This is a genomic window from Pollutimonas rozaliensis (genome assembly GCF_048751585.1).
In the GTDB taxonomy this organism is placed as follows: domain Bacteria; phylum Pseudomonadota; class Gammaproteobacteria; order Burkholderiales; family Burkholderiaceae_B.
In genome coordinates this window covers 116,194-128,039 of sequence record NZ_JAZHOB010000010.1, presented here as the reverse complement: position 1 = coordinate 128,039, position 11,846 = coordinate 116,194, and the positions used below count along the sequence as shown (strand labels likewise).

Sequence of the window (11,846 nt, the reverse complement as noted above, 5' to 3'; positions counted from 1 at the left end):
CTTGTTGCGAATTACAGGGGAGCCAAAGGCGCGATGGTTTCCGGAGCGACCGCTGCGGCGGGCACGGCGGGCTGCCGGCTCTTTTCTTCCAGCCGAACCAGCTCGCGCCTTAGCCTGGCCGCTTCGCGGCGCCTGCGCATGATGGACGGCGCGGCAATCAGCAAGCCGAAGATGACGCCCAAAACAAACACGGCCAGCATGACCACGATCAGGGGCACGCCTGTTACTACGTGATCGGCAAAAAAGCTTACGTCCACCGGGCCGGTGTTCTTAAGGGCGAACATCAGGACAACAACGAACACCACCAGCCTTAATATCCAAACCAGGTAACGCATGGGAATACTCCAATAAATCGGGAATCCGATAATTGTAAGGGGAATCGGGCCTGAATCCCCCTTATGCGCCAAATAGAAAAGGGCCCTCGCGTTGGAGGGCCCTGTTTCAGCGATTGCGCCGATGGCAATAACGAGGCGAATCAGGCTTAACCATGCATGATGCGCGTATCGAGCTGCCCCAATGTGAAGATGGGTTCACCGCCGTCATCGTCGGCCTGGGTCTGTGCGTCGCAGGCCGAATCGACCCGCTCGCGCAATTCCTTACCGGGCTTGAAATGCGGCACCTGCTTGCCGGGCACCATGACTTTCTCGCCCGATTTGGGATTACGCCCTATGCGCGGCGAACGCTCGGACAAGGAAAAACTTCCGAATCCGCGGATCTCGATGCGCTGACCACCGGCCAGGGCCTGGGTCATGGCATCGAGTACCGTTTTAACGGCGTAATCCGTATCGCGCGCTGCCAGCTGCGGGTAGCGGCTAGCAAGAATCGCTATCAGTTCCGACTTCGTCACGCCAATTAACCGTCGTCGCGCTGCTGGTCGAGCTTGGCCTTGAGCAAGGCGCCCAGGTTAGTGGTGCCGGACGACGCACTGGCGTCGGACATGCGCTGGATGGTGTCGGCGGTTTCGGCATTGTCGCGCGCCTTGATCGACAATTGGATCGAACGCGTCTTGCGGTCGATATTGACGATCATGGTTTCGACGTTGTCGCCGACATTCAGGGCAGTCGTGGCGTCTTCGACACGGCCGGCCGAGATTTCGGATGCGCGCAGGTAGCCTTCGACATCGACCGACAGGGTCACGACCGCACCCTTGGCTTCGACCGACTTGATGACGCCGGGAACGACGGCACCCTTGTCGTAGGTGGCCACGAAGTTGTTGAAAGGATCGCCTTCCAGCTGCTTGATGCCCAGCGAGATGCGTTCCTTGTCGGTGTCGATGCCCAAGACCACGGCGTCGATTTCGTCGCCCTTCTTGAAGTTGCGCACGGCTTCTTCGCCGGTTTCGGTCCAGGAAAGGTCGGACAGGTGAACCAGGCCGTCGATGCCGCCAGGCAGACCGACGAACACGCCGAAGTCAGTGATGGACTTGATCGCACCGCGGACCTTGTCGCCACGCTTGAAGTTGATGGAGAACTCTTCCCACGGATTCGCGCGGCACTGTTTCATGCCCAGCGAAATGCGGCGGCGGTCTTCGTCGATTTCCAGAACCATGACTTCGACTTCTTCGCCCAGGGTGACTACCTTGCGAGGATCGACGTTCTTGTTGGTCCAATCCATTTCGGACACATGCACCAGGCCTTCGATGCCGGCTTCGACTTCAACGAACGCGCCGTAGTCGGTCAGGTTGGTGACCTTGCCGAACAGGCGTGTACCTTGCGGGTAGCGGCGGGCAAGGCCGACCCATGGGTCTTCGCCCAACTGCTTGACGCCCAGCGAGACGCGGCTCTTTTCCTGGTCGAACTTGAGGACCTTGGCTTCGACTTCCTGGCCGACTTGCAGGACTTCCGAAGGATGACGGACACGGCGCCATGCCATGTCGGTGATGTGCAGCAGGCCGTCGATACCGCCCAGGTCGACGAACGCGCCGTAATCGGTGATGTTCTTGACGACGCCCTTGACCACGGCGCCTTCGCTGAGGGTTTCAAGCAGCTTCTGGCGTTCTTCGCCCATGCTGGCTTCAAGCACCGAGCGACGCGACAGCACAACGTTGTTGCGCTTGCGATCAAGCTTGATGACCTTGAATTCCATGGTCTTGCCCTCGTAGGGCGTGGTGTCCTTGACCGGACGCAGGTCGACCAGCGAGCCGGGCAGGAAGGCGCGGATGCCATTGGTCATGACGGTAAGACCGCCCTTGACCTTGCCGGTGATCGTGCCGGTAACCATTTCGCCCGACTCCAGGGCTTGTTCCAGCTGCAGCCAGGCCGACAGGCGCTTGGCGCGGTCGCGCGACAGGATGGTGTCGCCATAGCCGTTTTCGAGCGAATCGATGGCGACCGATACGAAATCACCCGCTTCGACTTCGAGCTCGCCCTGATCGTTCAGGAATTCTTCAAGGGGAATCAAGGCCTCGGACTTGAGACCGGCATTGACCACGACGAAATTGTGATCGATGCGCACGACTTCGGCGGAAATTACCTCACCGGACTTCATGTCCTGGTTCTTGATACTTTCGGCAAACAGGTCGGCAAAGCTTTCGCCGCCGGTGGCGACAGATGTGGAAATGGTGGACATTAAGTTAAATCCAAAAGCCGGAAATGGCTGTTAAAAACACACCAAGACTGTAAGCAGCCCCAGTGGAGTAAAAAATAATCCCAGGCACTTGCGGCAGTGCTTCAATCAGCCTGCCTTGCAGCCGCCTGGAACCCCAGGCTCGACCAGTAGTCGAGTACTATCCCGACCGTTTCATCGATGCTTAAACTTGATGAATCGACCGTTTTTGCGCCCGGCGCCGCGACTAGCGGTGCGTTCGCCCTGCTGCGGTCGCGCTCATCGCGCGCACGCATATCTTCCAACAGGCCCGATAGATTAGCAGAAATCCCCTTTTCCTTCAACTGCTTACAGCGCCTTTCCGCCCTCGCCCGGACATCGGCCACCAAAAATATCTTCAGGGGGGCATCCGGGAACACCACCGTCCCCATGTCGCGGCCGTCGGCAACTAGGCCTGGCGCCATGCGAAACGCCCTCTGGCGCTCCAGCAAGGCCTGCCGGACCGGCCCGTAAGCGGCGACCTTCGATGCCAGGTTGCCGATGTTTTCCTGGCGGATCAGGACCCCCACATCCTGGCCGTCCAGCAGCACCTGCTCGCCCTGGAATGAGACGTCCAAGTCCAGGGCGACCTGGGCGACCGCGGCTTCATTGCCGACGTCCACCCCCTGCTGCTGGGCAGCCAGCGCCGTCAGGCGATACAGCGCGCCGCTATCAAGGACCGCCCAGCCCAGGGCCTGGGCGACCCGGTGGGCGATGGTTCCCTTGCCGGAGGCCGTGGGTCCATCGATGGTGATCACGGGAATCCTTGACGACGCTGAAGTCATGCTCGCACCAGTTCACGAAATACGGAAAAATAATCGGGGAACGTCTTGCTGACGCAGTCGGGGTCCAATATGGTTACCGGCACCGGGCCGAAGGCCGCCAGCGAAAAACACATGGCCATGCGATGATCGTCATAGGTTTCTATCGATGCCGACTTCCAGCCCGATGAAGCGATGGGGGTGACCCTTAGCCAGTCGGGGCCGGACTCGACCTGCGCGCCCAGCTTCTGCAATTCGGTGTGCATGGCATGGATGCGATCGGTTTCCTTGACCCGCCAACTGCCGATGTTGCGCAGCGTGCAAGGGCCATCCGCATACATCGCCATGGCGGCGGCGGTCATGGCGGCGTCGGGAATCAGGTTGAAGTCCCGGTCGAAAGCCTTGAGCTTTTCACCCTGGGCCACTCGGGGGCCGCTGACCTCGATGGAGTCGGGATGGCGCACAACCGTGGCCCCCATCTCCTGGACCACATCGGCAAAAGCCATATCGCCCTGCATGCTGTCCGACCCGGCGCCCAGTATATGGACCGGGCCGCCGCCGATTGCGCCCAGCGCCATGAAATACGATGCAGTCGAAGCGTCGCCCTCGATGGCAATATTGCCGGGCGATGTGTAACGCGAGCCGGCGGGAATGACAAAGCGTCGCCAATCTTCGCGCTGGACCTGTACGCCGAACTTGGCCATCAGATTCAGGGTGATCGATATATAGGGCTTGGAAATCAGTTCGCCGTCGACCTCGATCGTCACGTCGGCCGCTGCCCGCGAGGCATGGATGGGCGCGGCCATCAATAAAGCCGTCAAAAACTGGCTGGATACCGACCCTTTGACCCGAACAGGCTTATCCGTTCGGATATCCCCCTGGCCTATGGCCAGCGGAGGGTATCCGGGATTGCCCAGATAGCTGACATCGGCGCCCAGGGCAACCAGGGCGTCAACCAGATCGCCTATGGGCCGCTCGTGCATGCGGGGCACGCCCGACAACCGGTAATCGCCGCCCATCATCGCCAAGGCCGCGGTCAAGGGACGGAAGGCGGTTCCCGCATTACCCAGGAACAGTTCCGCGCTCTGTGCGGTGAAAGGGCAATTGCCCCGGATCCGCGCCCTATCCGTCCCTTCCTGTTCAACCCGCACGCCAAGCTGGCCCAAGGCGGCCAGCATGACGCGGGTATCGTCGGAGTCCAGCAACCCATCAAGCTGCGTCAGGCCATCGGCCAGCGCCGCCAACAACAGCACCCGGTTGGAAATGCTTTTGGATCCTGGCAATTTCAGTTGGCCCGATGCGGCACGTACCGGCTGCAAACATAAACTGGGACTCGTTGTCATGACAAACCGCTCCTGCTACCCCAAAAACGGCGCGCCAGCGCCGCGCGTTCTAGAAAATCCTGAAGCTTGTCGCCGTCGGCCTCTTCCAGCGCCTGTTCGGCTTGCAGCAAGGCGGCCTTTACTTCGCGCAGCTCGGCCAGTACAGCGGGCCGGTTGCTCAGGAAGATATCCCGCCATACTTCGGCCGATCCCGCCGCAATGCGCGTGAAGTCGCGAAACCCGGTACCGGCCAAGGCCAGGCGCAAATCCGAGTCCTGCGCCGTCGCCACCTGCCACATGAACACCGAGGACAGGAAATGCGGAACATGGCTGACCGAAGCCAGCGCGGTATCGTGCACGTCCGGCTCCATGCTCAGCACCCTGGCGCCGCAACGCTCCCACGCCCGGGTGACATACGCCTTGGCGGCCAAGGCATTTTCGGCCAGTGGGGTAAGGACGACGGTGCGCCCCCTGTACAGCAAGGGATCGGCCGCTTCGGGGCCGGTTGTTTCGGCGCCGGCTATGGGATGGCCCGGCACGAATTGCCCGATGCGATCGCCCAGAGCCGAACGCGCGGCGGCGACCACATCGGCCTTGGTGCTGCCCGCATCGGTGACCAGGGCTTCAGGACGCAGCAAAGGCCGCAGCTCGGCCAATATCGATCCCGTGGCGCCCACCGGCATCGCCAGGAAAATCAGGTCGGCCTGGGCCGCCGCCTGCTCCAGCGTGGCGGCTTCGTCGATCAGACCCAGTTTGCATGCTTGCGCTAACGAGGCGGCCTGGCGTCCAACACCCAATACCCGGCCGACGGCGCCAGCCCGGCGCAAGGCGCTGGCAAACGAACCGCCTATCAGCCCGACACCCACGACGGCCAGCACCGGTATCCACGGCTGCCCTGGCTCCGAGGCGGCGCGGGGGCCGCTCATGGCGACCCGAGGGTGGCCGTCAACGCATCCAGGAAGCGGGCGTTTTCTTCGGCCAGGCCTATGGAAACACGCAACCATTCGGGCAAGCCATCGCCCGCCACGGGACGGACGATCACGCCCTTCTTGAGCAATTCCAGGTTGACGCGCGCTGCGTCGCCCACGCGCACCAGCACGAAATTGCCATAGCTTGGAACAAACTCCAGGCCCAGGCGTGTGAATCCGTCGACCAGGGTTTGCTTGCCCGCCTTGTTCAGCTCGTAGGACTGCTGCAGGAACGCCGCGTCGCCCAAAGCCGCGATAGCCGCCACTTGCGCGAGGCTGTTGACGTTGAATGGCTGCCGCACGCGATTGAGCACATCGGTCAACCTGGGCTGCGCCATCGCAAAGCCGACCCGCAAGCCGGCCAGCCCGTAGGCCTTGGAAAATGTGCGCGAGACGATAAGGTTGGAATACTGCTCGACCCAGCGCGCGCTGTCGAAGCGCAGTTCCGGATCCAGATATTCGTTGTACGCCTCGTCCAGCAACACCGTAACTCTGCCGCCCCAGCCGTCATGCACCCGCGCCAAAAACGCCTCGATCTGACCGGCAGGCAGGAAAGTTCCCGTCGGGTTGTTGGGGTTGGCAATGAAAACCAGCCGGGTGTCCGCGTCGATCGCGTCGTACATGCGATCCAGGTCGTGGCCGTAATCGCGCGCGGGCACCACAATATGCCTTGCGCCCCGCGCCTGCGTGGCCAGGCGGTATACGGCAAACGCATGCTGGGCGTAAACCGCCGCCGCACCCGGCGCCAGCAGGGCCAGCGAGGCCAGCTCCAGCAAGTCGTTCGAGCCATTGCCCAAGGTGATCCAATCGGCCGGCACGCCATAGCGCGCCGACAAGGCGGCCTTCAGATCGAAACCATTGGGATCGGGATAGCGGCCAAGGCCGTTTACGATGTCCGTAATGGCGCGCCGCGCCGATTCGGGCAGTCCCAATGGGTTTTCATTGGAGGCCAGCTTGACGATACCGGCCGGATCCAGCTTGAATTCGCGCGCCAGCTCGTCGATAGGCTTGCCCGCCTGGTAGGGAGCGATGGCCAGCACATAATCGGGGGCCGCCGCGGCGGCGTTCTTTGAGTCATCTCGGTTCATGCTAGCCTGTTCCTACTGCCTGGGATAGGACCCCAATACCTTGAAAAAAGCGACCTGCTTCTTCAGATCCGCCAAGGCCTGCGCGACCGCCGGCTCATTGCGATGACCCAGCAGGTCGACATAGAAATAATATTCCCACTGGCCCGTGCGCGCCGGACGGGACTCCAGGCGTGTCATGGACACTCCGTTGGCCGCCAGCGGCGCCAGCATGTCGTAGACGGCGCCGGCGCGATTGGGCACGGCCAGAATGATGCTGGTCTTGTCGCTGTCGGTCGGCAGGGTCTCGATGGCCCCGACCGCCAGGAAGCGCGTCCGGTTCTGGGGATCGTCCTGGATGCCCGAGGCCACGATTTGCAGGTCCCAGGCTTGCGCCGCCGTTGCCCCGGCAATGGCGGCCACCGTCGGATCCTGGGACGCGATGCGCGCCGCTTCGCCATTGCTCGATGCCGCGTCGCGGGCAAGACGGGGGTAGTGCTGGGTCAGCCAGGCCTGGCATTGCGCCAATGCCTGCGGATGCGCCATGACGCGCGTGACACCATCCAGCGTGCCCGACTTGGTCATCAGGTTGTGATGGATTTTTATCGAGCGTTCGCCCAGAACCTTCAGGGGCGAATTCAGCAATAGATCCAGCGTGCGGTTGACCGCGCCTTCAGTGGAATTCTCGACGGGAACCATGCCTACGTTCGCCTGCCCCGCTTCGACCGCGCGAAACACCTCGTCAAACGAGTCGCAACGCAAGCGCGTGACCGAATGGCCGAAATGTTCCAGCGCGGCTTGCTCGGAAAACGAGCCCTGAGGCCCCAGGTAAGCCACCGTCAGCACACTTTCAAGGCCTCGGCAGGTGGAGATGATCTGCGTCCAGACCGCATCGATGGCCTGCTCCGTAAAGGGCCCTTTATTCAGACCCTGCAGGCGCCGGATGACCATGGCTTCGCGCTCGGGCTTGAGCACCGGGCCGTCCAAGTCGAACTCCTGCTTGACCTTGCCGACTTCCTGGGCGGTGCTGGCACGCTGGTTCAGCAAATCCAGGATCTGTTCGTCCAGCGCATCGATGCGCTGGCGCAAAGGCAGCAGGCGGGCTTGCAATGAATTATCCATGTCGGCGCTCGAAGTCCTGCAAGTAAGAAATCAATGTTTGCACCGCTTCCAGCGGCACGGCGTTGTAAATGGAAGCGCGCATGCCGCCCACGCTCTTGTGCCCTTTCAGCTGCATCAGTCCGGCCGCCTCTGCTTCGGACAGGAAGACGGCATTCAAGGATTCGTCACACAGGAAAAACGGCACATTCATGCGCGACCTGGACGCCGCATGAACGCGACTCACGTAGAATCCGGAGCTATCCAGGTAGGAATACAAGGTCCGCGCCTTGGCGATGTTGGCGGCTTCGATGGCAGCCACGCCGCCCTGGCGCTTGAGCCACTTGAATACCAGGCCCGCAATATATATGGCATAGGTCGGCGGCGTGTTGAACATGGAGCCGGCGGCAGCCACGTTCGCGTAATCGAAGGCCGACGGACACACCGGCAAGGCATGGCCCACCAGGTCCTTGCGGATGATGACCACGGTCAGGCCCGCGGGCCCGGCGTTTTTCTGGGCTCCCGCGTACACCATGGAGGCCTTGGAAAAATCGACGGGACGCGAAAGGAAATGCGACGAGGCATCGACCACCAGCGGCACGTCGGGAGCGCCCAGCGAGGCCATGTCCGGCCAGTCGGCGAACTCGACGCCGCCTATGGTCTCGTTGCTGCACAGATGCAGGTACGCGGCATCGCGCCGCAGCTTCCAGTCCTGCACCTTGGGGAACCAGGTCCAGGGATCCTGCCGCACGCCGTCCAGCGTGACTTCGGTGCCGCTGCTTGCCGCTACGGCGATGTCGCCGTAGCGCTGGGCTTCCTTGTGGGACTTGTTGGACCAGATGCCGGTAAGGATGTAGTCGGCCTTGCCCGATCCATTGCGGCCGATCAGGTTCAAGGGCACGATGGCATTTTCCGCCGTCGCCCCGCCCTGCATGAACAGGATGTCAAAATCGTCGGGGACGCTCAGCAATTCGCGCAGGTCGGCTACGGCTTCGTCGCGTATCTGCGTGAACTGCTTGCCGCGATGGCTCATTTCCATGACCGACATGCCGCAGCCGTGCCAGTCCGTCATTTCCGCCGCGGCCTGCTCCAGCACTTCCAGCGGCAGGGCCGATGGGCCTGCCGAAAAATTCCATGGACGCATCACGATTGGTCCTCGCCATCGGAATCGGGGTTGGCGGCGTCGTCATTGCCCGAGCCGCCATCCGGCGCCGCGTCGGCATCGACGTCCTGAACCGTATCGCCGTCCTCGTCGATCTCAACGATGACGTCGTCATCCGCGTCGCTTTCGACCACTCGGCGAACGCCCGACAGCATGCTGTCGTCGTCCACGCTGATAAGGGTGACGCCTTGCGTAGCGCGGCCCATTTCACGGATTTCCGATACCCGGGTGCGCACCAGCACACCGCCGGTGGTGATCAGCATGATTTCGTCCGAAGGCATGACCAGCACCGCGCCCACGACCTTGCCGTTGCGCGCAGAGGTCTGAATGGCGATCATCCCCTTGGTGCCGCGTCCGTGACGGGTGTACTCGACGATAGACGTGCGCTTGCCGAAGCCGTTTTCGGTGGCCGTCAGCACGCTTTGCGACTCGTCGCCCGCCACCAGCATGGCGATGACGGCCTGGCCGTCTTCCAGCATCATGCCGCGCACGCCGCGAGCCGTCCGGCCCATCGGACGCACGTCGTTCTCGTCGAAACGCACCGCCTTGCCTGCATCGGAAAACAGCATGACATCGTGCTTGCCGTCGGTCAGATCGGCGCCAATCAGGTAGTCGCCCTCGTCAAGGGCGACGGCAATGATCCCGGCCTTGCGCGGATTCGAGAAGTCGGACAAGGGGGTTTTCTTGACCGTGCCGCGCGATGTGGCCATGAATACATAGTGATCGTCGCTGAATTCCTTGACAGCCAGCACCACGGTGATTTTCTCGCCATCGAGCAGAGGGAACATATTCACAATGGGGCGGCCGCGCGAATTGCGTGAGCCCTGCGGCACTTCCCAGACCTTCAGCCAGTACACCCGGCCCCGGTCGGAGAAGCACAGCAGGTAATCGTGCGTATTGGCAATGAACAACTGGTCTATCCAGTCGTTTTCCTTCATGGCCGTGGCCTGCTTGCCCCGGCCGCCGCGCTTCTGGGAACGGTACTCGGACAGCGGCTGGCTCTTTATATAACCCGTCTGCGACAAGGTCACCACCATGTCCATGGGGGTGATCAAGTCTTCGGTATCGAGTTCGGTGGCGTTGCGCTCGATGTCCGAGCGGCGCGTGTCCTTGGTATTGGTGGAGAATTCCGTCTTGATGGCAATGAGCTCGTCGCTGATGATCGTCGTGACGCGCTCGGGCCGCGCCAGGATGTCCAGCAAGTCGGCGATGGTCGCCATGATGTCTTTGTATTCGCCGACGATCTTGTCCTGCTCCAGGCCGGTCAGGCGCTGCAGGCGCATGTTCAGGATTTCCTGGGCCTGGGTATCGCTAAGACGGTAAAGCCCGTCGCCCTGCAGGCCGAAACCTTCGGGCAGGGTCTCCGGACGATAGGCGGCGCGCCCTCCCGGAGTGTCGCCCTCGTCGGCGCGCGCCAGCATTTCGCGCACCAGCGACGAATCCCAGGAGCGCGCCATCAGTTCCTGGCGCGCCACCGGCGGCGTCGGCGCCGCCTTGATGATGGCGATGAAATCATCGATATTGGCCAAAGCCACGGCCAGGCCTTCCAGCACATGGCCGCGTTCGCGCGCCTTGCGCAACTGGAACACCGTGCGACGCGTCACCACCTCGCGGCGATGCAGCAGGAAGTACTCCACCATCTGCTTCAGATTCAGCAAACGGGGCTGGCCATCGACCAGGGACACCATATTCATGCCGAAGGTATCTTGAAGCTGCGTATTCTTGTATAGATTGTTCAGGACGACTTCCGGGACTTCGCCGCGCTTCAGTTCGATGACCAGGCGCATGCCGTCTTTATCGGACTCGTCGCGGATGTCGGAAATGCCTTCTATTTTCTTTTCGTTGACCAGCTCGGCGATCTTCTCCTGCAAGGTCTTCTTGTTAACCTGATAGGGAATGGCATCAATGATGATGGCCTGCCGATTGCCCTTTTCCATGTCCTCGAAGTGGGTTTTGGCGCGCATGATGACGCGCCCCCTGCCCGTGCGATAGCCCTCGCGCACGCCGGACAGGCCATAGATGATGCCACCCGTCGGGAAGTCGGGCGCCGGAATCAGTTCGATCAGTTCGTCGATGGTGCAGTCCGGGTTGCGCAGGCAGTACAGGCAGCCCTCGATGACCTCGGACAGGTTGTGAGGCGGGATATTGGTCGCCATGCCCACCGCAATGCCCGAGCTGCCGTTGACCAGCAAATTGGGCAGGCGCGAGGGCAGCAACAGGGGCTCGCTTTCGCTGCCATCGTAGTTGGGCCCGAAATCCACGGTTTCCTGGTCGATATCGGCCAGCATCTCGTGCGCGATCTTCGCCAGGCGGATTTCGGTATAACGCATGGCCGCCGCACTGTCGCCATCGACCGAGCCGAAGTTGCCCTGCCCGTCCACCAGCATGTAACGCAGCGAGAAGTCCTGGGCCATGCGCACGATGGTGTCATAGACCGCCGAGTCGCCATGCGGGTGATATTTACCGATCACATCGCCCACAATACGCGCCGACTTCTTGTAAGCGCGGTTCCAGTCATTATTAAGCTCGTGCATGGCAAAGAGCACGCGCCGATGCACGGGTTTCAGACCGTCTCGAACGTCCGGTAAGGCGCGCCCCACGATCACGCTCATGGCGTAATCGAGATAACTGCGGCGCATTTCCTCTTCCAACGAAATTGGAAGGGTCTCCTTGGCAAAGGAATCCATAGAGTGTCTTAAGCGTAAAAAACGTGAAGTCGGGCCGATGTCGGGCGAATGGGAAATTCTAGCACTTCCCTACATAAGCACTCCCAGGCATGCGGCAAGGCAGGCATGCATGTGGGAGGCCGGCTTAAACAAGACCTTTCCCCCCTTCACTTGATAAACCACTTTAAGGGCATGCGTCCGTTGTTAAAAACCAACGTTTAT

The 11,846-nt window shown here is 61.6% G+C and carries 10 protein-coding genes; all 10 read right to left on the bottom strand.

Going from position 1 to position 11,846, the window contains the following annotated elements; genetic code table 11:
* Positions 1–11: 11 nt before the first annotated feature.
* Positions 12–335 (bottom strand): lipopolysaccharide assembly protein LapA domain-containing protein, encoded by a 324-nt coding sequence (locus V0R37_RS18815; protein ID WP_420376002.1) that lies wholly within the window; start codon positions 333–335, stop codon positions 12–14.
* Positions 336–481: 146 nt separating this feature from the next.
* Positions 482–847: an integration host factor subunit beta gene (locus V0R37_RS18810; protein WP_420376001.1), complete on the bottom strand. Its 366-nt coding sequence runs from the start codon at positions 845–847 to the stop codon at positions 482–484.
* 5 nt (positions 848–852) lie between these two features.
* Positions 853–2,568 carry a 30S ribosomal protein S1 gene (gene rpsA / locus V0R37_RS18805; RefSeq protein ID WP_420376000.1) on the bottom strand — a complete coding sequence of 572 codons (1,716 nt, stop codon included), beginning with the start codon at positions 2,566–2,568 and terminating at the stop codon, positions 853–855.
* Positions 2,569–2,669: 101 nt separating this feature from the next.
* Positions 2,670–3,368, bottom strand: a complete 699-nt coding sequence (gene cmk / locus V0R37_RS18800; protein WP_420375999.1) for a (d)CMP kinase — start codon at positions 3,366–3,368, stop codon at positions 2,670–2,672.
* A complete protein-coding gene (gene aroA, locus V0R37_RS18795) occupies positions 3,365–4,687 on the bottom strand; it encodes a 3-phosphoshikimate 1-carboxyvinyltransferase (protein ID WP_420375998.1) in 1,323 nt (440 codons plus the stop codon). Before aroA ends, cmk begins: the two co-directional genes overlap by 4 nt.
* Positions 4,684–5,592, bottom strand: a complete 909-nt coding sequence (locus tag V0R37_RS18790; RefSeq protein ID WP_420375997.1) for a prephenate dehydrogenase — start codon at positions 5,590–5,592, stop codon at positions 4,684–4,686. Before V0R37_RS18790 ends, aroA begins: the two co-directional genes overlap by 4 nt.
* The gene (hisC, locus tag V0R37_RS18785) at positions 5,589–6,722 is read right to left on the bottom strand and encodes a histidinol-phosphate transaminase (RefSeq protein WP_420375996.1); all 1,134 of its coding nucleotides are present in this window, start codon (positions 6,720–6,722) and stop codon (positions 5,589–5,591) included. The genes V0R37_RS18790 and hisC overlap by 4 nt, the downstream gene beginning before the upstream one ends.
* Positions 6,723–6,734: 12 nt before the next feature.
* A complete protein-coding gene (pheA, locus tag V0R37_RS18780) occupies positions 6,735–7,820 on the bottom strand; it encodes a prephenate dehydratase (RefSeq protein WP_420375995.1) in 1,086 nt (361 codons plus the stop codon).
* Entirely contained in the window at positions 7,813–8,946 is a 1,134-nt protein-coding gene (gene serC / locus V0R37_RS18775) for a 3-phosphoserine/phosphohydroxythreonine transaminase (protein ID WP_420376125.1), read from the bottom strand. The genes pheA and serC overlap by 8 nt, the downstream gene beginning before the upstream one ends.
* Positions 8,940–11,645, bottom strand: coding sequence for a DNA gyrase subunit A (gene gyrA / locus V0R37_RS18770; RefSeq protein WP_420375994.1), 2,706 nt, complete (start codon positions 11,643–11,645; stop codon positions 8,940–8,942). Before gyrA ends, serC begins: the two co-directional genes overlap by 7 nt.
* Between the last annotated feature and the right edge of the window lie 201 nt (positions 11,646–11,846).